This window comes from Nocardioides euryhalodurans (assembly GCF_004564375.1).
GTDB classification, from domain to species: domain Bacteria; phylum Actinomycetota; class Actinomycetes; order Propionibacteriales; family Nocardioidaceae; genus Nocardioides; species Nocardioides euryhalodurans.
Map to the genome: position 1 here is coordinate 3304741 of NZ_CP038267.1, position 21081 is coordinate 3325821.

Annotated in this window: 24 protein-coding genes; 13 read left to right on the forward strand and 11 right to left on the reverse strand. The window is 72.6% G+C overall.

From position 1 onward, the window contains the following. The first annotated feature begins 9 nt into the window (after positions 1 to 9). Positions 10 to 1326: an AI-2E family transporter gene (locus EXE57_RS16010; protein WP_244246873.1), complete on the forward strand. Its 1317-nt coding sequence runs from the start codon at positions 10 to 12 to the stop codon at positions 1324 to 1326. Continuing rightward, entirely contained in the window at positions 1319 to 2527 is a 1209-nt protein-coding gene (gene ilvA, locus EXE57_RS16015) for a threonine ammonia-lyase (RefSeq protein WP_135079205.1), read from the forward strand. The genes EXE57_RS16010 and ilvA overlap by 8 nt, the downstream gene beginning before the upstream one ends. A gap of 102 nt (positions 2528 to 2629) precedes the next feature. Here ilvA and greA read toward each other — a convergent pair whose 3' ends face one another. Together greA and EXE57_RS16025 are read right to left on the reverse strand one after the other, a co-directional pair. Next, positions 2630 to 3136: a transcription elongation factor GreA gene (gene greA, locus EXE57_RS16020; RefSeq protein WP_135079206.1), complete on the reverse strand. Its 507-nt coding sequence runs from the start codon at positions 3134 to 3136 to the stop codon at positions 2630 to 2632. Between the two features lie 125 nt (positions 3137 to 3261). Continuing rightward, positions 3262 to 3657 carry a DUF4307 domain-containing protein gene (locus tag EXE57_RS16025; RefSeq protein ID WP_167305937.1) on the reverse strand — a complete coding sequence of 132 codons (396 nt, stop codon included), beginning with the start codon at positions 3655 to 3657 and terminating at the stop codon, positions 3262 to 3264. Between the two features lie 43 nt (positions 3658 to 3700). Between EXE57_RS16025 and mca the strand changes: the two genes are divergently transcribed. Both mca and EXE57_RS16035 read left to right on the forward strand, forming a co-directional pair. Then, positions 3701 to 4585: a mycothiol conjugate amidase Mca gene (mca, locus tag EXE57_RS16030; protein ID WP_135079208.1), complete on the forward strand. Its 885-nt coding sequence runs from the start codon at positions 3701 to 3703 to the stop codon at positions 4583 to 4585. 26 nt (positions 4586 to 4611) lie between these two features. Next, on the forward strand, positions 4612 to 4854 hold the full coding sequence (locus tag EXE57_RS16035; protein WP_135079209.1) for a hypothetical protein: 243 nt from the start codon (positions 4612 to 4614) through the stop codon (positions 4852 to 4854). Positions 4855 to 4858: 4 nt separating this feature from the next. On the opposite strand, the gene EXE57_RS16040 is transcribed toward EXE57_RS16035, so the two are convergent. The 3 genes from EXE57_RS16040 to EXE57_RS16050 are packed head-to-tail and all read right to left on the reverse strand — an operon-like array spanning position 4859 to position 7061. Beyond that, a complete protein-coding gene (locus tag EXE57_RS16040) occupies positions 4859 to 5482 on the reverse strand; it encodes a class I SAM-dependent methyltransferase (protein ID WP_135079210.1) in 624 nt (207 codons plus the stop codon). Between the two features lie 34 nt (positions 5483 to 5516). Beyond that, positions 5517 to 5939 carry a hypothetical protein gene (locus tag EXE57_RS16045; protein ID WP_135079212.1) on the reverse strand — a complete coding sequence of 141 codons (423 nt, stop codon included), beginning with the start codon at positions 5937 to 5939 and terminating at the stop codon, positions 5517 to 5519. A gap of 9 nt (positions 5940 to 5948) precedes the next feature. Beyond that, a complete protein-coding gene (locus EXE57_RS16050; RefSeq protein WP_167305938.1) occupies positions 5949 to 7061 on the reverse strand; it encodes an FUSC family protein in 1113 nt (370 codons plus the stop codon). A 25-nt stretch (positions 7062 to 7086) separates the two neighbouring features. Here EXE57_RS16050 and EXE57_RS16055 point away from each other — a divergent pair, with 25 nt between their 5' ends. After that, positions 7087 to 7935: a patatin-like phospholipase family protein gene (locus EXE57_RS16055; RefSeq protein WP_135079216.1), complete on the forward strand. Its 849-nt coding sequence runs from the start codon at positions 7087 to 7089 to the stop codon at positions 7933 to 7935. A 1-nt stretch (position 7936) separates the two neighbouring features. Here EXE57_RS16055 and EXE57_RS16060 read toward each other — a convergent pair whose 3' ends face one another. Further along, the gene (locus tag EXE57_RS16060) at positions 7937 to 9211 is read right to left on the reverse strand and encodes a hemolysin family protein (RefSeq protein WP_135079218.1); all 1275 of its coding nucleotides are present in this window, start codon (positions 9209 to 9211) and stop codon (positions 7937 to 7939) included. Between the two features lie 210 nt (positions 9212 to 9421). On the opposite strand from EXE57_RS16060, the gene EXE57_RS16065 reads away from it, so the two are divergent. Further along, positions 9422 to 10213 carry a class II glutamine amidotransferase gene (locus EXE57_RS16065; RefSeq protein ID WP_208542880.1) on the forward strand — a complete coding sequence of 264 codons (792 nt, stop codon included), beginning with the start codon at positions 9422 to 9424 and terminating at the stop codon, positions 10211 to 10213. Between the two features lie 40 nt (positions 10214 to 10253). Next, positions 10254 to 12200 carry a thioredoxin domain-containing protein gene (locus EXE57_RS16070; RefSeq protein WP_135079222.1) on the forward strand — a complete coding sequence of 649 codons (1947 nt, stop codon included), beginning with the start codon at positions 10254 to 10256 and terminating at the stop codon, positions 12198 to 12200. A gap of 66 nt (positions 12201 to 12266) precedes the next feature. On the opposite strand, the gene trhA is transcribed toward EXE57_RS16070, so the two are convergent. Next, a complete protein-coding gene (trhA, locus tag EXE57_RS16075; protein WP_135079224.1) occupies positions 12267 to 12986 on the reverse strand; it encodes a PAQR family membrane homeostasis protein TrhA in 720 nt (239 codons plus the stop codon). 73 nt (positions 12987 to 13059) lie between these two features. Between trhA and EXE57_RS16080 the strand changes: the two genes are divergently transcribed. From EXE57_RS16080 to EXE57_RS16090, 3 genes are all read left to right on the forward strand, one after another. Next, positions 13060 to 13845, forward strand: a complete 786-nt coding sequence (locus EXE57_RS16080) for an isoprenyl transferase (protein ID WP_425271686.1) — start codon at positions 13060 to 13062, stop codon at positions 13843 to 13845. A 267-nt stretch (positions 13846 to 14112) separates the two neighbouring features. Further along, a complete protein-coding gene (gene phoH2, locus EXE57_RS16085) occupies positions 14113 to 15477 on the forward strand; it encodes an RNA 5'-3' helicase PhoH2 (RefSeq protein ID WP_208542881.1) in 1365 nt (454 codons plus the stop codon). A 264-nt stretch (positions 15478 to 15741) separates the two neighbouring features. Next, positions 15742 to 16422: an aggregation-promoting factor C-terminal-like domain-containing protein gene (locus EXE57_RS16090; protein WP_135079228.1), complete on the forward strand. Its 681-nt coding sequence runs from the start codon at positions 15742 to 15744 to the stop codon at positions 16420 to 16422. 87 nt (positions 16423 to 16509) lie between these two features. Here the strand turns inward: EXE57_RS16090 and EXE57_RS16095 are convergent, their stop codons facing one another. From EXE57_RS16095 to EXE57_RS16105, 3 genes are read right to left on the reverse strand one after another with little or no spacing between them, the layout of a single operon-like run. Continuing rightward, on the reverse strand, positions 16510 to 17895 hold the full coding sequence (locus tag EXE57_RS16095) for a class II fumarate hydratase (protein WP_135079230.1): 1386 nt from the start codon (positions 17893 to 17895) through the stop codon (positions 16510 to 16512). Positions 17896 to 17933: 38 nt separating this feature from the next. Then, entirely contained in the window at positions 17934 to 18350 is a 417-nt protein-coding gene (locus EXE57_RS16100; protein WP_135079232.1) for a DUF6855 family protein, read from the reverse strand. Next, on the reverse strand, positions 18347 to 18802 hold the full coding sequence (locus tag EXE57_RS16105; RefSeq protein ID WP_167305939.1) for an SRPBCC domain-containing protein: 456 nt from the start codon (positions 18800 to 18802) through the stop codon (positions 18347 to 18349). The genes EXE57_RS16100 and EXE57_RS16105 overlap by 4 nt, the downstream gene beginning before the upstream one ends. A 57-nt stretch (positions 18803 to 18859) precedes the next feature. On the opposite strand from EXE57_RS16105, the gene EXE57_RS19830 reads away from it, so the two are divergent. Genes EXE57_RS19830 through EXE57_RS16120 form a run of 3 tightly spaced genes read left to right on the forward strand, consistent with a single transcriptional unit; the run spans position 18860 to position 20291 of the window. After that, complete coding sequence (locus tag EXE57_RS19830) at positions 18860 to 19372, forward strand: HTH domain-containing protein (protein WP_167305940.1); 513 nt, start codon at positions 18860 to 18862, stop codon at positions 19370 to 19372. A gap of 32 nt (positions 19373 to 19404) precedes the next feature. Continuing rightward, positions 19405 to 19770, forward strand: coding sequence for an ArsR/SmtB family transcription factor (locus tag EXE57_RS16115; RefSeq protein WP_135079236.1), 366 nt, complete (start codon positions 19405 to 19407; stop codon positions 19768 to 19770). Continuing rightward, complete coding sequence (locus EXE57_RS16120) at positions 19767 to 20291, forward strand: SRPBCC domain-containing protein (protein WP_135079238.1); 525 nt, start codon at positions 19767 to 19769, stop codon at positions 20289 to 20291. Before EXE57_RS16115 ends, EXE57_RS16120 begins: the two co-directional genes overlap by 4 nt. Here EXE57_RS16120 and EXE57_RS16125 read toward each other — a convergent pair. Further along, positions 20284 to 20958, reverse strand: coding sequence for a spermidine synthase (locus EXE57_RS16125; RefSeq protein ID WP_244246874.1), 675 nt, complete (start codon positions 20956 to 20958; stop codon positions 20284 to 20286). The genes EXE57_RS16120 and EXE57_RS16125 overlap by 8 nt on opposite strands. Positions 20959 to 21081: the final 123 nt, after the last annotated feature.

Consider the following 21081-nt stretch of genomic DNA (forward strand, 5'->3'; position numbering starts at 1 on the left):
CTGTCGACCGTGGACGACGACGGAGACCGGTCCGGCCCCGGCGAGGAGCACGCGCCCCGCCGTCGCCTGCCGATCCTGCCCGGCCGCAGCCACGACGAGGGCCTCGCCGAGCGGTTGGCCCAGCAGTGGGCCACGGCCCGGGCCGAGCGTCGACCCGAGCCGCCCCCGCCGATCCGCAGCGGGCCGAGCAACGTCGCGCGCGCCCAGGTCCCGTACGGCGTCGACCTCGCCGCCGCGTGGGCCTGGCGCTTCCTCGTCATCGCCGCCGCCGGCTACCTGCTGTTCCGCGTCATCGGCTTCTTCTCGGTCATCGCCCTCCCGATCGCGATCTCGTTGCTCATCGCGGCGCTCGTGGCCCCGCTCGTACGCCTCCTCGACCGCGCCCTGCCCCACCAGCTGTCCTCCGCGATCGTGGTCGTGGGAGGGCTGGCGTCGGTCGGGCTGCTGCTCACCTTCGTCGGCCAGCAGGTCGCGACGGGGGCGACCGACCTCGCCGACTCGGTCGTCGACGGGATCGGCCAGATCCGTGCCTGGCTCGAGGACGGACCCCTCAAGGTCAGCGACTCCCAGCTCGACGGCTACCTCACCGACGTGCAGCGCGCGATCACCGAGACCACCCGAGAGGGCGGGGTGCTCACCCAGATCGGCGAGGTCGGCACTGCCGTCGGCCATGTCGTCGCCGGCTTCTTCATCGTGCTGTTCGCGACCTTCTTCTTCATCGCCGACGGCGAACGGATCTGGGCGTGGACCGTCCGGCTCGCGCCCAGGGCCGCCCGCGAGAAGGTCGACAGCTCGGGCCAGGTCGCCTGGCGCAGCACCACCCAGTTCGTCCGCGCGACCGTGATCGTGGCGGCCGTCGACGCGATCGGCGTGATGATCGTGGCGGCGGTCCTCGGGGTGCCCTTCGTGCTCGCCATCGGCGTGCTGGTCTTCCTCGGCGCCTTCGTCCCGATGGTCGGCGCCACGGTGGCCGGCACGGTCGCGATCCTCGTGGCGCTGGTGGACCAGGGCCCGATCACCGCCCTGCTGATGCTCGCCGGGGTCATCGCCGTGCAGCAGATCGAGGGCCACGTGCTGCAGCCCTTCCTGATGGGCCGCTTCGTGTCGGTGCACCCGCTGGGGGTGATCGTCGCGATCGGTTGCGGCGTGCTGGTCGCCGGCATCGCCGGGGCGCTCGTGGCCGTGCCGCTCGCCTCGGCCGTCAACGCCGTGGTCCAGCACCTCGCGAGCCAGACCGACGTCGGCGAGGACCCGCAGCAGGCGCTGGCGGACGAGGTCGAGCGCGAACCCGTGGAACCCGTCGAGGAGGAGACCCCCGGTGACTGACCTTCCCACGTCCGCCGAGCTGGACGCGGCCCGCGAGCTGCTGGAGGGCGTCGCGGTGGTGACGCCGATGGAGGAGTCGCGCTGGCTGTCTGCCCTCACCGGCGGCCAGGTCAGCCTCAAGTGCGAGAACCTCCAGCGCACCGGCTCCTTCAAGGCACGAGGGGCGTACGTCCGCATCTCGCGGCTCTCGCCGGACGAGCGCGCCCACGGGGTGGTCGCGGCGTCGGCCGGCAACCACGCCCAGGGCGTCGCGCTGGCCGCCCAGATGCTCGGCATCCGGGCCACCGTGTTCATGCCCGAGGGAGCGGCGATCCCCAAGGAGAAGGCCACCCGGGGCTACGGCGCCGACGTGGTCCTCCACGGCCGCTACCTCGAGGACGCGCTGGTCCGCGCCCGCGAGTTCGCTGCCGAGACCGGGGCGGTGCTGATCCACCCCTTCGACCACGTCGACATCGTCGCCGGGCAGGCCTCGGCCGGTCTGGAGATCCTCGACCAGGCGCCCGACGTCGAGACGGTGCTGGTCCCGACCGGCGGTGGCGGGCTGCTGGCCGGCATCGCGCTCGCGGTCAAGGCCCACCGGCCCGACGTCCGCATCATCGGCGTCCAGGCGGAGGGGGCAGCGGCCTTCCCGCCCTCGCTGGCGGCCGGCTCGCCGCAACCGCTGGCGTCGATGCAGACCATGGCCGACGGCATCGCGGTCGGGCTGCCCGGTGAGGTCACCTTCGCGGCGGTCCAGCAGCACGTCGACGACATCATCACGGTCTCGGAGGAGTCCCTCTCCCAGGCGCTGCTGGCGCTGCTGGAGCGCGCCAAGATGGTCGTCGAGCCGGCAGGGGCCGCCGCGGTGGCGGCGATCCTCGACCACCCCACGGCGTACGCCGGCTCGACGGTGGCCGTGCTGTCCGGCGGCAACATCGACCCGCTGCTGCTCGGCAAGGTGATCCGCCACGGCATGGCCTCGGCCGGCCGCTACCTCTTCCTGCGGGTCTGCATCCCCGACCTGCCCGGCGGCCTGGCCCGGCTGCTGCACGAGCTGGGAGAGGCCGGCGCCAACATCCTCGAGGTGGCGCACGAGCGGATCTCGGCGAACCTGCAGCTCGACGAGGTCGAGGTCAGGCTGCAGATGGAGACCCGCGGCGAGCCCCACGCCGAGCAGGTCATCACGCGGCTGCGCGAGTGCGGCTACCGCATCTTCGAGTGACCGAGCACGTCAGGCGCCCCCAGAAGCACCGACCGGGCACCCGTGTCACCACGAGTGCCCGGTCAGGGCGTTCTGAGACGACCGGATCGCCCGGTCGACGGCTCAGTCGGTGAACGGCACCGCGTCGACGATCTCGATCCGCTGGGTCCGGCCGTTGGGGGCCTCGAACTGCACGGTCTCGCCCTTGCTGGCGCCGATCAGGGCGGCACCGAGCGGGGACTGCGGGGAGAAGACCTCGAGGTCCTGGTCCTCGTAGTCGTCCTCGATCTCCCGGGCACCCATGAGGAACTTCGCGTCCTCGTCGTCGCCGGCGAAGCGGTAGGTGACGAGCTTGCCCGGCGTCACCACGCCGTCGTCGGCGGCGGCGTCGGTGTCGGCGGTCTCGAGCATCTCCTCGAGCTGGCGGATCGATGCCTCGATCTTGCCCTGCTCGTCCTTGGCCGCGTGGTAGCCGCCGTTCTCCTTCAGGTCGCCCTCGTCCCGGGCGGCACTGATCCGCTCGATGACCTCATGGCGCCGGGGGCCACGAAGGTCCTCGAGCTCGGCGCTGAGCCGGTCGAAGGTCTTCTTGGTCAGCCAGACCGAGGTCGGCTGGGCGGACTGCGTCATGGCTGTTCACTTCCTGCGGGAGACAAAAACAAAAACCCGCCGGACCTGGTCGTTCGGGTCGGCCCTGCGGGATGTACGTCCTACAGGCTAGCAACCTTCTGCGCAGGACGCAGGTCGTACGCCGGTCAGCGGGGCCGCGGCTGCCCCTCGGCCGTGCATCCCTCGAGGGTCACCGAGGTCGCCCGGCGCTCGGTCCGGATCGACACGTCGTTGCTCCCGTCGACCGGTTCGAAGGCCACCTCGCCGACCGTGGTGTGGTCCTCGGCGAGGGCGCTCAGCACGCAGCTGGCGACCACGCCGTCCTCGAGCTCGACGGTCACCCGCGCGGTGGCCGCGTGGTCGTCGACGATCCCGAAGGTCACCAGCTCCGACTGCACCGCAGGGGTCGCGTGGAAGAGCGTCGCCCACGCCAGCCACGCCGAAGCGGCCGCGACGACCGCGACGACGACCCCGAGCAGCAGCCGGCGCCGGGTCGCCGACGGGGCGCCGTAGCGCTCCGCCAGGTCGGTGTGGCTGGACATGCCCGCCATTTTCCCACAGGGGCGTGAACCTAGACTGGCCGCCATGTCACAGCGCCCTCGTGCGGGCTACCGCCTGATGCACGTCCACGCCCACCCTGACGACGAGTCGAGCAAGGGGGCCGCGTCGACGGCGCGCTACGTCGCGGAGGGCGTCGACGTCCACGTCGTCACCTGCACCGGCGGCGAGCGGGGCTCGATCCTCAACCCCAAGATGGAACGCCCCGACATCCTCGCCAACATCACCGAGGTCCGTCGGCAGGAGATGGAGCGTGCCCGCGACATCCTGGGCGTCACCCAGGACTGGCTCGGCTTCGTCGACTCCGGGTGGCCGGACGGCGACCCCAAGCCGCCGCTGCCCGAGGGCTGCTTCGCGCTGGTTCCGGTCGAGGAGGCCGCGGAGCGGCTGGTGCGGCTGATCCGGGAGTTCCGGCCGCACGTCGTGACGACGTACGACGAGCGCGGTGGCTACCCGCACCCCGACCACATCGCCTGCCACCAGGTCAGCGTCGCGGCCTTCGAGGCTGCCGGCGACCCGGACGCCTTCCCCGACGCGGGTGAGCCGTGGCAGCCCGCGAAGCTCTACTACCACCACTCCTTCAACCGGCCGCGGATGGAGGCGCTCCACGAGGCGATGCTGGCCCACGGGCTGGACTCGCCGTGGGGGGAGCGGCTCAAGGAGTGGAAGCCGGAGCCGGAGTGGGACGCCCGGATCACGACCCGGGTGCCGTGCTCGGACTACTTCGGGGTCCGCGACCAGGCGCTGCTGGCCCACGCGACGCAGATCGACCCGGACGGCCACTGGTTCGCGATCCCCCGCGAGGTGCAGGCCGACGTGTGGCCGACCGAGGACTTCGAGCTGGTCGTCAGCCACGTCGACTCACCCACCCCGGAGGACGACCTGTTCGCCGGGATCCCGGCACCGCAGTGACACCGGTGGCCTGAGACAATGGGGGCATGCTGCTGCTGACCGCCCTGGTGTCCCTCGTCGACGGGGTGCCGCAGGGCCCCGAGCCCGAGGACGTCAAGGCAGGCTGGGCCGCCTTCGCGATCTTCCTGGGGGGCTGCGTCGCCGTCGCGCTGCTCGGCTTCAGCCTGGTCAAGCAACTCCGCAAGGCGCAGGCCGCCAAGGACGCCGGGGTCTACGGCGACGAGCCCGTCACTCCTGTCGAGCAGGACGACACCGCCCCCCGCGACTGACGTCTCAGACCCGCTCGACCCGCACCAGGCAGTCCCACGCCGTCCGCGCGGGCTCGCCGCGGTGGTCGTCGCCGGGAGCGACCTCCCGCGCGACCCTGCCCGCTCGCACGACCCGGTGGTCGAGGCCCTCGAGATCGGCGAGCACCTCGTCGGCGGTCATCAGCACGCTCGGGTCCTGTGGGCCGCCGGTCCCCTCGGTGAGGTTGGTCGAGTCGTGGGCCACCAGCACCAGCGTGCCGCCGGCCCGCAGCGACCCGAAGCCGCAGCGTACGGCGGCCCGGCGCTGGCCGGCCGGGAGCTGGAGGTAGGCGAGGACGACCAGGTCCACCGGCTCCCCGGGCTGCCACGTGGTCGCGTCGCCGCGGACCCATGTGATGCGGGCCGCGTCGTCGAGGGCCTCCGCTGCGAGGCGGCGCCCCTTGTCGAGGGCGACCTGCGAGAAGTCGACGGCTGTCACCTGCCAGCCGAGGCCGGCCAGCCAGATCGCGTTGCGTCCCTCGCCGGCGGCCAGGTCGACCGCGGTCCCCGGTGGCAGGTCGGCGCACTCGACCGCCACGAACTGGTTCGGCGTCGCCGACCAGACCAGCTCCGACGCGGCGTACCGCTCGTCCCAGGCGTCTGCGTCCATGCCCTGCATTGAAGCAGGCGCGCGGGAGGGGTGGTCACCCCTCGGGCGGCACGACCCGGTGCACGTGACCGACCAGCTCGCGGAGCACGGCGAGGTCGAGGTCGTCGACGGAGCCGAAGGCCAGGCTCGCCGACCCGGCCTTCACCCGCCCGAGCCTCGGCGCGTAGAGCGGGCCGAGGTAGCGGCCGTCCTCGACGGCGTTGACGTAGAGGCTGTGGTGGCGTGACTGCCGGGCCAGCCCCACGGCGAACCAGTGGACGTCCGCGCCCCGCGGACGCGGCTGCACGAGGTCGCCGTACCCGACGATGGCCTGCTCGGTCCCGCCCCAGAAGGTGCCGGTCCACAGCGCCCGCGAGCGACCCGGCAGTCCCTCGACCAGGATCTGGTCGAGGGCGGTGAGGGTCGGGTCGTGCTGCTCCGCCAGCCAGGCATCGACGTCGACCTGCTGGCGCTCCATGGCCCGATCCTAGGCCGCCGGTCCCGGCCCGCCGGCCGGGCGGCGACGGAGCCGGGAGAGCGGCACCGGCGGCTGGCCGAGCGGGTTGGCGGCCGCCACCTCGTCCATGGCGTCGATGATGTTGCGCAGGTTGATCAGCAGGGCGCCGTGGACGGGCCACTGCCCGGAGCGACCACCTGCCGAGAGCTCGTCGACGAGGTGCTCCAGGCGCGTCCGCACCGCACCGATCTCCCCGGGGTCGGCGTCGGCGACCGCCTGTCCGGCGGCGACCAGCAACGAGGTCCAGGGCCCGGCGAAGGCGGGCTCCCACGAGTCGCTGGGGTTCAGCGGGCCGCCGAGCGTCCGGACCATGCTGCGGGTCTCCGCGACCGCCTGCTCCATCCGGCGCAGCAGGTCGGTCCAGTACGTCGGGTCGCGGAACTCGTGCGCCGCGCGGCGGGGGTTCATCCGGGCGCTCTCGCGTGCCTGCCGGACCAGGGCCCAGGCCTGGTCGAGCTCCTCGTCGAGGTCGCGGGTGCGCTCGATCCAGCCGGCCACGTCCACCACCCCGCCGCCCTGGTCCAGGGCGGTGCCGATGTCGACCAGGAGCTCGCCGATGCCGTCGTCGATGCGGTTCATCGCGACGATCGCCGTACGCCGTCGCAGCGGTGGCCACACCACGACGTTGACCGCCAGCCCGACCGCGATGCCGATCCCCGTGTCGAGCAGTCGTGAGAGCAGCCGGGTGTCGTCGGAGAAGCCGGTCGTGAGCACCACGAGGGCCGTGGTGGCGATCGTCGTCGTCTCGGTCCCGAACCACGGCAGCGACCCCAGTCCGAGGGCCAGCACGATCAGGACCGCGACGGCCACGGTGTCCAGCCCGAGCAGGTTGCCGACCAGTGCGGCGAGCAGCACCGCCAGCACGGCGGCGGCAACCTGCCGGAGCCCGCGCGAGAAGGTCCGGTAGACGGTGGCGTGGACGACCAGGATCGCGGCCCACGGCGCGAGGAACGGCTGCGGCAGGTCGAAGGTGGTGGCTGCCAGCACCCACGCGATGACGGCCGCGACGACGGTCTTGAACAGCTGGACCACGTCGCTCCAGAACACCGGGTCCCGCAGGCGGTCTCCCCAGTGTCCTCCCATGCCGGGGAGCATAGGCTCGGGAGTCATGACGCGAACCAGGGGCCGGACCGCCCTCGTCCTCGGTGGTGGAGGCATCACCGGCATCGCCTGGGAGCTCGGCATCCTCGCCGGGCTGGCGCGTGCCGGGATCGACCTGGCGGGCGCCGACATGGTCGTCGGGACCTCCGCCGGCTCGGTGGTCGGCTCGCAGCTGGCGTCCGGCATCCCGATCGAGGAGATGTACGCCGAGCAGCTCACCCCGGCCGATGCCGAGGTCGGCGGCCGGATGTCGCGGATCGCCACGCTGAAGCTGGTGCCGCCGTACGTCCTGCCGGGAAGCGGGCGTGACAAGCTGCGGCGGGTCGGCAAGGTCGCGATGCGCTCCCACCCGCCCGGCTCGGCCGACCGCGAGGCGGTCTTCCGTGACCGGATCGCGGTCTCGGAGTGGCCGCAGGACCGCGACCTCCGGATCACCGCCGTCGAGGCCGAGACCGGCCGGTTCACCGTCTTCGACCGCGACTCCGGGGTCGACCTCGTGAGCGCCGTCGCCGCGAGCTGCGCCGTCCCGACCGTGTGGCCGCCGGTCGCCATCGACGGCCACCACTACGTCGACGGCGGGATGCGCTCCACCGCCAACGTCGACCTCGTGGCCGGTGCGGAGCGGGTCGTGGTGCTGGCGCCGCTGCCACGGTCGTTCAGCAAGCGCACCTCCATCCGCGCCCAGCTCGAGAGGGTGGCGCCGCGGGAGTGGTCGGTGATCACGCCCGACCCGCAGGCGCTCGCCGACTTCGGCAGGAACCTGCTCGACCCCACCCGACGGCCGCCGGCCGCACGGTCGGGCCTGCGGCAGAGCGAGGCGCTCGTCGACGAGGTCGCCCACGTCTGGACGTCCTGACCTACGGAGCCGGGTGCACCGTCAGCCCGGTCACCCGCGGGCCCGACATCGACGACACCTCCAGCCGTGCGTCGCCGACCGCGACGACGTCGCCGACCTCCGGGATCCGCCCGAGCCGGGCGATGACGAAGCCGGCCACGGTCTCGTAGGTCCCGTCGTCGGGCAGCTCGATGCCGGTCGCCTCCGCGAAGTCCTCCAGGCTGGTGCCACCCTCGACCGTGCGGTCGTCACCCTCGCGGGCCGCCCGTGCGGGGGAGTCGTACTCGTCCTCGATGTCGCCGATCAGCTCCTCGACGAGGTCCTCCAGGGTGACGATCCCGTCGGTGCCGCCGTACTCGTCGACCACCACGGCGAGGTGGGTCCGCTCGTGGCGCATCCGGGACACCGAGGGCAGCACCTTGTTCGTCCCGGGGAGCAGCAGCACCGGACGGGCCACGTCGCGGACCCGCCGGTCGTCGTCGGCCGCGAGGTCGAGCAGGTCGCGGACGTGGAGGAAGCCGAGCACGTCGTCGAAGCCCTCACCGGTGATCGGGTAGCGGGAGTAGGGCTGCGAGCGGGCGACCCGCTGTGCGTCGAGGAGCGGGAGGTCGGCCGCCACGAACGCCACGTCGCCGCGCGGGCGCATCACCTCCCGGATGGAGGTGCTGGACGCGGCAAAGACGTCCTGGAGGATGCGTCGCTCCTGGTCCTCGAGCGAGTCGTGGGTGGACACCAGGTCGCGCAGCTCCTCCTCGCTCAGCTCCTCACCGGTGGCCTTCGGGTCACCACCCAGGAGCTTGACCAGCGCGTCGGTGGAGGCCGACAGCAGCCAGATCACGGGTCGCATCACGGTGGCGAAGCGGTCGAGCGTGGGCGTGACCGCGAGCGCCAGTCCCGCGGACTTCTGCAGCGCGAGGCGCTTGGGGACCAGCTCGCCGAGCACGAGCGAGAGGTAGGCGATGAGCAGCGTCATCAGCACGAGCGCCGTCGTGTCGGCGGCGCCCTGCGGGAGTCCGAGGTCCACGAGGTACGGCGCGAGGTCGGGTGCCAGCGTCGAGCCGCCGTACGCGGCCGAGAAGAAGCCGGCGACGGTGACCCCGATCTGGACGGCGGCGAGGAACCGGTTGGGGTCGCGAGCGACGGCGGCCACCTTCGCGCCGCGGGCACCCTGGCGCGCGAGCTGGGTGAGTTGGCTGCCGCGCAGCGACACGAGCGCGATCTCGGTGGCGGCGAACACGCCGCCCACCAGGACGAACAGCACGACCAGGCCGAGGTTGAGGAAGGTCTGGGAGTCCATCAGCCCCGTTCACCCCCCGCCGTGGCGGGACGTGAACGGCGGGGACATCGGGGGTCGTCCATGGCCCGAACGCTAGCGAACCCCCCCAGCCCGGGCGGTCCTGAGCAGCCTCATCCGGCGCGGGGGATCCGCGCTGCCACGTCGCCGTGGTCCGCTCGTGACGACAAGGGGGTCGTGATGTGTCGTTGGCTCGCATACTCGGGTTCACCGGTGCTCCTGGAGGACCTGCTCTACAAACCGGCCAACTCCCTGGTCGTGCAGAGCAGGCACTCGCAGCTCGGCGTGGAGACCGTCAACGGCGACGGCTTCGGCGTCGGCTGGTACGGCGCCGAGGACACCCCCGGCCTCTACCACTGCACCGAGCCGGCGTGGAACGACCGCAACCTGAAGGAGCTGTCGGCGCACGCGCGGGCGGGGCGGGTCTTCGCCCACATCCGCGCCTCGACGGGCACGGCGGTGCAGCAGACCAACTGCCACCCGTTCCGCCACGGCCGCTGGCTGTGGATGCACAACGGGGCCATCACCGACTTCCCGGTCCTCAAGCGCGACCTGGTCCTCGCGGTCGACCCGGACCTCTACCCGCAGATCGAGGGCTCGACGGACTCGGAGGTCTTCTTCTTCCTCGCCCTCTCCCTCGGGCTCCGGGAGGACCCGCCGGCGGCGGTCGCCCGCGCGGTCGGGGTGGTCGAGGAGGTGGGGCGCAGCCACGGCGTCGCCCTCCCGATGCAGATGACGGTCGCCACCACGGACGGCGAGACCACCTGGGCGTTCCGCTACTCCAGCGAGGGTCGGTCGCGGTCGCTCTTCCACAGCACCGACGTCTCGACCCTCCGGCAGCAGTACCCGGACAACCCGGTCCTCCACGACCTCTCCGACGACGCCCGGCTGGTGGTGTCGGAACCGCTGGGTGACCTGCGCGGCGCGTGGCGGGAGGTGCCCGAGTCCACCTGCGTGGTGGTCCGGGAAGGGAACGAGGAGCTGCTGCCGTTCGGGCCGGCCTGAGGGTCCGCGGGCCCCTCGGGTCGACGGCTAGCGTGGACGGATGCCGAACCGACTCGCCGACGCCACGTCGCCGTACCTGCTGCAGCACGCCGACAACCCCGTCGACTGGTGGGAGTGGCAGCCCGAGGCCTTCGAGGAGGCGCGGCGCCGGGACGTGCCGGTGCTGCTCAGCGTCGGGTACGCCGCGTGCCACTGGTGCCACGTCATGGCGCACGAGTCGTTCGAGGACGAGGCGACGGCGGCGTACCTCAACGAGCACTTCGTCAGCATCAAGGTCGACCGCGAGGAGCGGCCCGACGTCGACGCGGTCTACATGAACGCGACGACAGCGATGACCGGGCACGGTGGCTGGCCGATGACCTGCGTGCTCGACCACGACGGCAACCCGTTCTTCGCCGGCACCTACTTCCCCGACCAGCCGCGGCACGGCCAGCCCAGCTTCCGCCAGGTCCTCGAGGCACTGGCCGAGGCCTGGCGGGACCGCGCCGACGACGTACGCCGGGTGGCGACGAACCTGCGCGACCACCTGCGCCAGCCGCTAGCGGCGGCGGCCGCGCCGATCGGGGCCGACGCCCTCGACGCGGCGGTCCGGACGCTCCAGGGCGAGCTGGACGCCGAGCGGGGCGGCTTCGGTGGGGCGCCGAAGTTCCCGCCGTCGATGGTGCTGGCGTTCCTGCTGCGCCACGGCTCGGATGACGCGCTCGCGATGGCGGGGCAGACCCTGGAGGCGATGGCTCGTGGTGGCATCCACGACCAGCTCGGCGGGGGGTTCGCGCGCTACAGCGTCGACGCCGGCTGGGAGGTCCCGCACTTCGAGAAGATGCTCTACGACAACGCCCTGCTGCTGCGGGCCTACGCCGAGTGGGGGACCGACGTCGGTGTCTGGGCGGCCGAGGGGATCGCCGACTTCCTGCTCGCCGAGCTGCGCACTGCCGAGGGCGGCTTCGCCTCCGCGCTGGATGCCGACTCCGAGGGTGCCGAAGGCACCTACTACGTCTGGACGCCCGCGCAGCTGACCGAGGTGCTCGGTCCCGAGGACGGCCCGTGGGCCGCCCGCTGGCTGGAGGTCACGGAGACCGGCACCTTCGAGCACGGAGCCTCCACGCTGCAGCTGCGCGAGGACCCCGACGACCTCGAGCGGTGGTTCGACGTCCAGCGCCGGCTCCGGGCTGCGCGCGAGGAGCGGGTGCGGCCGGCCCGCGACGACAAGGTGGTCGCCGCCTGGAACGGGCTCGCGATCAGCGGGCTGTGCGTGGCGGGCACGCTGCTCGGGGTCCCGTCGTACGTCGACGCGGCCGAGGCGGCGGGGGCCCTGCTGTGGCGGGTGCACCTCGTGGGCGGCCGGCTGCGACGGGTCTCGCGCGACGGTGTCGTGGGCGCTCCCGCCGGGGTGCTCGAGGACCACGGCTGCGTCGCGGCCGGCTTCCTCGACCTGCTGCAGGCGACGGGTGAGACGGTCTGGTTGGAGCGCGCGGGCGTGCTGCTGGACGGTGCGCTCGAGCACTTCAGGACCGACGACGGCGGCTTCTTCGACACCGCCGACGACGCCGAGGCGCTGATCGCGCGTCCGCGGGACCCCTCCGACAACGCCTCGCCGTCCGGGCTGTCGTCGATGGTGCACGCCCTGGCGACGTACGCCGCCCTCACCGGCTCGGGCCGCCACAGCGACGCGGCCGAGGCGGCCCTGGCCACCGTCGCTCCGATCGCCGGGAAGGCGCCCCGCTTCGCGGGCTGGTCGCTGGCCGCCGCCCAGGCGATGCTGGAGGGCCCCGAGGAGATCGCGGTCGTGGGTCCGGCCGGTCCGGATCGGGACGCGCTCGCGCTGGCGGCCCGCCGCCGTCGCGGCGCGGTCGTGGTGGTGGCCGACTCCGCCCGCGACGACGTCCCGCTGCTGCGTGACCGCCACCCCGTCGACGGCCGGCCGGCGGCGTACGTCTGCCGGCACCTGGTGTGCGAGCGGCCGGTCACCGACCCGTCCTGGCTCTGATCGCGGCGTGTGCCTGAGACCGGTCCCTGCGCCGGTCTCAGGCACACGCCGCGAAAAAGGGGAGACTCAGCGCAGCGAGTACGTCGCCAGCGAGACGCCGACGTAGTGGCTGACGAACGCCAGGATCGTGAAGGTGTGGAACACCTCGTGGAAGCCGAACCAGCGCGGGGACGGGTCGGGGAACTTGGTGCCGTAGACCACGCCGCCCAGCGTGTAGAGGCCGCCGCCGACGACCACGAGCACGATCACGGCTGTCCCGATCCCGTCGCCGTAGCCCATGGCGCCGGTGACGAAGTCGCCGAAGAAAAAGATCGGCGCCCAGCCCAGCGCGATGTAGATCGGCGCCGACAGCCACCGGGGCGCGCCGCCCCAGAGCACCTTGAGCGCGACCCCGCCCAGGGCGCCGCCCCAGGTGATCGCAAGCATCGACCACTGCTCGACACCCTCCAGCAGCAGGATCGCGAAGGGCGTGCAGGAGCCCGCGATCAGCACGAAGATGTTGGCGTGGTCGAAGCGCTTGAGCACGTCGTGCACGCGCGGTGACCAGGTGCCGCGGTGGTAGACCGCCGACACCGTGAACAGCACCAGCGCCGAGCCCGCGAAGATCGCCGACCCGAGGCGGGTGGCGGCGGTGGGGGAGAGGACGATCAGCACGATGCCGGCCGCCAGCGTGAGCGGCGCGTTGACCAGGTGGAGCCAGCCACGCAGCCTCGGCTTGATCTGCTCCCTGATCTCGGCGACGTCGTGGGCGAGGTGGTCCAGGCCCTGGCGCACGACGTCGTTCATGCGACGAGGCTACGCGAGTCGTGGGCGCGGCGGGGCCGATGCGACGGACGTCACGAGGACTACCATCGGAGCCGTGGCGACGTTGCGAGGTCTCAAGGACTCCGTCCGCCGGGTCCTCTATCCCGCCTACGAGTCGCGGATGGTGCGCGCCCTGCCGGCCGACCAGATCCCGAAGCACGTGGGCGTGATGCTCGACGGCAACCGGCGCTGGGCCAAGGCCGTCGGCCACGACACCGCCCACGGCCACCGCGCCGGAGCCGCCAACATCGAGCCGCTGCTCGACTGGTGCGAGGAGGTCGGCGTCGAGGTGGTCACGCTGTGGCTGCTGTCGACGGACAACCTCAACCGCAGCGCCGCCGAGCTCGACCCGCTGCTCGAGATCATCGAGGAGGCGGTCGCCACGCTCGCCGCCCAGCGGCGCTGGCGCCTCCACCCGGTGGGGGCTCTCGACCTGCTGCCCGCGCGCACCTCCACCCGGCTCAAGCAGGCCGCCGACGAGACCCGCGACGTCGACGGGCTGCTGGTCAACATCGCGGTCGGCTACGGCGGCCGGCGCGAGATCGCCGACGCCGTACGCTCCCTGCTCACCGAGCACGCCGCCAAGGGCACCAGCCTCGAGGAGCTCGCGCAGGTGATCGACGTGGAGCACATCGCCGACCACCTCTACACCAAGGGCCAGCCCGATCCCGACCTCGTGATCCGGACCTCCGGCGAGCAGCGGCTCGGCGGCTTCCTGCTGTGGCAGAGCGCGCGGTCGGAGTTCTACTTCTGCGAGGCGTACTGGCCCGACTTCCGCCGGGTCGACTTCCTGCGCGCGATCCGGGCGTACGCCCAGCGCGAGCGCCGCTTCGGTTCCTGAGATCCTTCACCTTCCTGTCACCCCCCGTTCGGGCGTGTCGCTGTGACCGGGTCGTGGGCCAGGCGTACTTTCCGGAGGTAACGGCGAGTGGGGAAGCTCGTCGTGCTGGGAGGAAGAGTTCGTGATTCATCACGACCGACGGACGTGGCGGAGACCCCGCCGCGGCCACGGGGGCCGGCACTCCGGTCCACCGCGTCCTGCCCGGTCCACTGCGTAGAACCAGGACCGGGCGAGGAGTGCGCGCGCCGGTCCGCGAGGGGTGACATCGTGCCGACCACGGCCAGGAAGACCCAGGCGCCCGCCTCCAGCCCGACCTCCACCGCCGCAGCTCCGGGGGATCCCCGGACCTTCGTGCTCGACACCAGCGTGCTGCTCGCCGATCCCGGTGCGATCCGCCGCTTCCACGAGCACGAGGTGGTGCTGCCGGTCGTCGTCATCACCGAGCTGGAGGGCAAGCGGCACCACCCGGAGCTGGGCTACTTCGCCCGTTCCGCCCTGCGGCTGCTCGACGAGCTGCGGATCACCCACGGCCGGCTCGACGAGGCCGTCCCCGTGGGCGAGGAGGGCGGCAGCGTCCGGGTCGAGCTCAACCACACCGACGCGGGGTCGCTGCCCTCGGGCTTCCGGCTGGGCGACAACGACACCCGGATCCTCGCGGTCGCCCACAACCTCTCGCAGGAAGGACACTGCGTCACCCTGGTCTCCAAGGACCTGCCGATGCGGATCAAGGCGTCCGCCGTCGGGCTGGACGCCGAGGAGTACCGCGCCGAGGGGATCAGCGACTCCGACACCGGCTACACCGGCATGGACGAGCTCGACGTGACCAGCGCCGACCTCGACGAGCTGTACGACGACGGCACGCTCGACCTCGCCGAGGCGCGCGAGCTCCCGTGCCACACCGGCCTGGTGCTGCTCTCCGACCGCGGCACCGCCCTCGGGCGGGTCGGGGCCGACAAGCAGGTCCACCTGGTGCGGGGTGACCGGGAGGCCTTCGGGATCCACGGCCGCTCCGCCGAGCAGCGGGTCGCGCTCGAGATGCTGCTCGACCCGGAGGTCGGGATCGTCTCGCTCGGCGGCCGGGCCGGCACCGGCAAGTCCGCGCTGGCGCTCTGCGCCGGCCTCGAGGCCGTCCTGGAGCGTCGCCAGCACCAGAAGGTCGTCGTCTTCCGGCCGCTCTTCGCGGTCGGCGGCCAGGAGCTCGGCTACCTCCCCGGCTCGGAGTCGGAGAAGATGAACCCCTGGGCGCAGGCGGTCTTCGACACCCTCGGGGCGGTGACCTCGCGCGACGTGATCGACGAGGTGCTCGACCGCGGGATGCTCGAGGTGCTGCCGCTGACCCACATCCGCGGCCGCTCGCTCCACGACGCCTTCGTGATCGTCGACGAGGCCCAGTCGCTGGAGCGCAACGTGCTGCTGACGGTGCTCTCGCGGATCGGCGCCAACTCCAAGGTGGTGCTCACCCACGACGTCGCGCAGCGCGACAACCTGCGGGTCGGGCGGCACGACGGCGTGGTCGCGGTGGTCGAGAAGCTCAAGGGCCACCCGCTGTTCGCCCACGTCACGCTCAACCGGAGCGAGCGGTCGCCGATCGCCGCCCTGGTGACCGAGATGCTGGAGAACGTCACGCTCTGACACGCTCAGGCACGGGCCACGGCTGCTCCCCGGCGTACGCCGCGGGGCTGTCGTGGCCCGTGTGACTGTGGTGACTGGTGTGGCGCTCTGTGACGCGAATCGCGTCCCGATCGGGGGCCAATTGCGCGGTTCGGTTTGCACGCCCGTCCCGTCTCCTGCAAGGTGGCTCGTGATCATTCTGTGACCTTGGTGGTTCGGGCCTCCGTCTCGCAGTGGTCCTGACCGTGTCGCCAACCCCCGTACTCCCCCTCCCTTATGCCTCCTGTGACTGAAACGCGCCAGAAGCACGCCCCCAAGCACCGGCAGTCCCGCGGTGACCGTTTTGCGCGCTCCGCGCCTGCGACGGTCGTCCGCAACACCGTCATGCTGTCCTCGGTGGCCGTCGCCGCCACCGGCGTCCCGGTGATCGGCGGTGTCCTCGACGGCTCCGCCGAGCCGGTCTCCTCCGACACCGCGGCCTCGACCTCGTCGAGCACCTCCTCGAGCACGTCGTCGGAGCCGATCGCGGCTGCGATCAGCCAGGCCGAGCTCGAGGACCGCGCCGAGGTCGTGTCCCGTTCGGACAGCCGCGACCGTGCCGACAGCGGCAAGCAGGCCTCGCTCTCGCAGGCCGGGGGACCGGCCGTGACCCGGACCGAGGACCTCTCCGAGGCCGACCCGCGCGAGATCGGTCGCGCGCTGCTGCCGGAGTACGGCTTCTCCTCCGACCAGTTCTCCTGCCTCGACGCGCTGTACGTCAGCGAGAGCAACTGGCGCGTCGACGCCGACAACCCGACGTCCTCGGCCTACGGCATCCCGCAGGCGCTCACCGAGCTGCACGACCTGCCGGCCGACTACATGACCTCCGCCGAGTCGCAGATCCGCTGGGGCCTGGAGTACATCCAGGACTCGTACGGCACCCCCTGCGGCGCCTGGGAGTTCAAGCAGGCCAACAACTGGTACTGAGCCCCCCATCCGCCGAGATGGGCTCGCGTTCCCATCTCGAGCGTTGCTGAAGGCCATCTCAGGGGTTGCAGGGGGCCCATCTCGACGTCAGGGGCGGGTCATCGACTCCACGTCGAGCGCCTCGTCGAGCTGCTCCTCGGTGATCTCGCCGCGCTCGACGTAACCCAGTGCGAGCACCGTGTCGCGGATCGTGGCCCCGTCGGCCATCGCCTGCTTGGCGATCCTGGCGGCCGCCTCGTAGCCCACGACCTTGTTGAGCGGCGTGACGATCGAGGGCGAGGACTCGGCGTAGCCGCGCATCCGCTCGACGTCGGCCTCGATGCCGTCGACGCAGCGCTCGGCGAGGGTCCGGGTCGAGGTCGACAGCAGGCGTACGGACTCCAGGACGTTGCGTGCGATCACGGGCATCTGCACGTTGAGCTCGAAGCTCCCGCTCGCTCCCGCCCACGCGACGGCCGCGTCGTTGCCGACCACCTGCGCGCAGACCATGAGCGTCGCCTCGGGGAGCACCGGGTTGACCTTGCCGGGCATGATGCTGGACCCCGGCTGCAGGTCGGGCAGCCGGATCTCGGCCAGGCCCGTCGTCGGGCCGCTGGCGAGCCAGCGCAGGTCGTTGCAGATCTTGGTGAGGCCCACCGCGATCGTGCGCAGCACCCCGCTCAGCTCGACGAGGGAGTCGCGGGTGGCCTGCGCCTCGAAGTGGTCGCGGGCCTCGACGAAGGGCTGGTCGGTGAGCTCGCCGAGCGCGGCGATGGCGCGCTCCGGGAAGCCGGACGGCGTGTTGATGCCCGTGCCGACCGCGGTCCCGCCGAGCGGGAGCTCGCGCACCCGGGGGAGGACGGCGTCGAGCCGCTCGGAGGCCAGCGCGAGGGTCGTGGCGTAGCCGCCGAGCTCTTGCCCCAGCATCACCGGCGTGGCGTCCATCAGGTGGGTCCGCCCCGACTTCACCGCACCGGCGAACTCGGTGGCCTTGGCGGCCAGGCTGTCGTGCAGGGCGCGCAACCCGGGCTGCAGGTCCTCGACGACGGCCAGCGTGGCCGCCACGTGGATCGCGGTCGGGAAGGTGTCGTTGCTCGACTGGCTGGCGTTGACGTGGTCGTTGGGGTGGACGTCGGGTCCCGATCGGGTCGCGAGGGTCGCGAGCACCTCGTTCATGTTCATGTTGGAGCTGGTGCCCGAGCCGGTCTGGAAGACGTCGACCGGGAACTGGTCGGCGTGCTCTCCGGCCGCCACGGCCGCCGCGGCCTCCTCGACCGCGGCCGCGAGGTCGCCGTCGAGCACCCCCAGCTCCCGGTTTGCCCGCGCGGCCGCCTGCTTCACCAGCGCCAGGGCACGGACGAGGCGCGGCTCGACCGCGGTGCCGCTGATGGGGAAGTTCTCCACGGCGCGCTGGGTCTGGGCCCGCCACAGCGCGGCCGTGGGGACCCGCACCTCCCCCATGGAGTCGTGCTCGGTCCGGTAGTCCTCGCTCATGCCTCGAAGTTACCCGGGGCGGACCGCCAGCAGACCCGTCACGCCTCCCGGGCGCGGATCCGGTTGTTGCGCGGCTGGTGCTCGAGCTCGGCCAGCCCCAGGTGCTCCAGCACCGGGGGGACGTACGTGCCGAAGCGGCCCCGGTATCCCTTGCGCAGGCCGTACCACCCACCGACCGGGTTGCCCGCGGACCGTGCCCACGCCTCGACCGTGCCCGGCTTGGCCACCTTCTGCTCGTCGGCGTTGCCCAGCGGCATCCAGTCGCCGTGCTCGAGCAGCATCGCGTGCAGGTCGGCGAGGCAGCGCCACTGGTAGCTCAGGGTGGTCGAGCCGACCCGGACCACGAGCGCGTCCTTGTCCTCGTCGTGCCAGGCGTCGAACTCCGAGCTGCCGGGCGGGGTGGTCAGGATCCACGGGTCCTCGGCCGTGCCGGTGCCCTCGACGTGGTCGATCATGCTCGGTCCTCCCGGTCGTGGGTGGCCACGCTCGTGGCGGCCTCGGCGTCTCGCCGCAGTCCGGCGGCGAACGCCTCGAAGGCGGGCTGCATGTCCGGGATCGAGCGGGTGACGAGGGGCGAGAGCAGGCCGGCGTACGTCTCCGCCATCGTGAAGGTGGTCCGGCCGTCGCCGCTGGGCTCCAGCGTGTAGTGGCGGGTGCCGCTGAACAGCCCCAGCGGCATTCCCCCGCGCAGCACGACCCGGCGGCCCGGCTCGAGCTCCACGACCCGCAGCCGGAAGGCGCGCGAGCTGCCCTCGACGTGGATGGTGACGCGGCCACCGGGCACCAGGCTGCCCTCGAGGCGCCCCAGGGACGTGTCCCGGGACGGCCAGGCCGTCAGGTCCAGGAGCTCGTCCCAGACCCGGCTGGGGGTGGCGGCGATGTCGGTGCGGGCCTCGAAGGTCGTCATGGTGACCATGCTGCCCGCCCATACCTGACATCATGTGTCAGTGTTCGGAGACTGTCCGTGAGTGCGCGCCGGCTGCTCAGCCTGCTGCTGCTCCTCCAGAACGGCGGCCGACTGACCGCGGGGGACCTGGCCCGTCGGCTGGAGGTGTCCGAGCGGACCGTCCTGCGCGACCTCGACCGGCTCGGCTCCGCTGGCGTCCCGGTCTACGCCGTACGCGGCTGCCGTGGCGGGTTCGAGCTGCTCGACACCTTCGACCACGAGGTGCCCGCCCTCCCCGCCGGGATCGTCGCGCCGGCGGGCAGGCTGCGCCGGGTCCGCGTCCGGCTCTCGCCATCGGCGCTCCAGCTCGCCCTCGTGCAGGGGCGGCCCGAGGCGTGGCGGCCCCGACCGGGCGCGGAACCGCACCCCGACCGGCCCTCCTGGGTGGAGGGCTCCTTCCGGTTCCCGTCCTACGAGGTGGCCGCGCAGGAGCTGCTGGCGCTCGGGGCCGACGTCGAGGTGCTGCTGCCGGTCGAGCTGCGGGGGACGATGGCCGAGCTCGGGCGTCACATCGCGGACCTGCACGCTTGACGCATTGGTAACTGGAGTGTTACCAATATCGGGTGGACCCCTTCGCCGCCCTCGCCGACCCCGTCCGGCGCGACCTGCTCCGGCGGATCGCGCGTGGGCCGGCCCGCGTCGTCGACCTCGCCGCCGACCACGCGATCAGCCGACCCGCGATCAGCCGCCACCTGCGGGTGCTCGGGGAGGCCGACCTGGTGACGGTCGAGGACCGCGGCCGGGAACGGCACTACTCCCTGGACAGCCGCGGGTTGGCGCCGGTGCAGGCGCTGCTGGCGGAGCTGGCCGCCGGCCCGCGGTTCGGCGAGCGCCTCCTCGACGGTCTCGACCTCGAGGTCCGGCGCACCGTGCGCGAGCGTTCCACCACCACCGCCACCACCGTGGGCCCGACCGAGGAGACCGCATGAGCAGCAGCCCCATCACCCCGAGCGCCACCGGCCGGTTCGAGGAGCGCGACGGGACGGCGTACGTCGTCTTCGAGCGCCGGTTCGCGGCTCCCCTCGAGGACGTCTGGGCGGCCGTCACCGAGCCCGCCCGGCTCGCGCGCTGGATCGGCACCTGGGCCGGCGACCCGGCCTCGGGGGAGGTCGGCTTCTGGATGACCGCCGAGAGCCCGGACGCGCCGCGCGAGAGCATCCTCATCGACGAGTGCCGGGCGCCGAGCCGGCTGGTGATGCGCTCGGCGCGTCCTGACGACTCCTCGGAGCAGTGGACCTGGCAGATCGACCTCGCCGAGGCCGACGGGGTCACGACCCTGACCTTCGCCCAGGAGATGGTCGACGTGACGCTCGCCGAGAGCGTCGGGCCCGGCTGGGACTACTACCTCGACCGGATGGTCGCGGCCGAGACGGGCGGCGACCTCGACGCCATCGACTTCGACGACTACTACCCGGTGCTCGCCGCCCACTACCGCGCCGGTCTCACCTGACCCGGCCGGTGAGCAGCCAGTACTCCTCGTCGCGCTCCTGCAACCGGACCGCCCGCGGCTGGGCGGCCACGTCGTCGAAGACCCCGGCCATCGCCCCGAGGAGCTCCGGGGCCCGGTCCATGGACCAGACGACGAGGGCTCCGCCGGGTCGCAGCACGCGCCTGGCGTCGCCGAGCGAGTCCGACTCGTAGAGCCGGGCGTTGGACTCGTGGACGAGGAAGCTCGGGCCGTTGTCCACGTCGAGCAGCACCAGGTCGTACGACGTCGGAGCGGCCTCGGCGAGCGCGTCGGTGACGTCGGCGACGACCACGTGGGCGCGCTCGTCGGCCAGCATCGTCTGCCCGTGCGGGACGGTGCCGTCGCGCATCCACCCGACGAGCGCCTCCTCGATCTCCACGACGGTGCAGCGCTCCACCCGCGGGTCGGCCAGCACGCGGTGCATCGTGAAGCCGAGCCCCATCCCCCCGACCAGCACCTGCCGTGGGGTGTCGACCAGCTCGAGGGCTGCGCTCGCCAGCGCCTCCTCGCTGGTGAACTCCGCGTTGTCCATGACGAACACGCCGTTGGCGCGGAGCTCGAGGAAGGCCGGTCCGCCCTCCTCACGACGCTCCCGGAGCACCAGCTCCCCGCGCTCGGACTCGGCGCGGGCGACCTCGACGTACTCCACGAGGAGAGCCTCACGGACGTCGTGCGGACGGTGCAACCTGGGGCTCCGCGACGTATGACGTTGCTGGCGGCGGAGGCCATCCACCGTCCACAGCCAGAGCTCCCGCAGGCTCGTCCCCAGGCC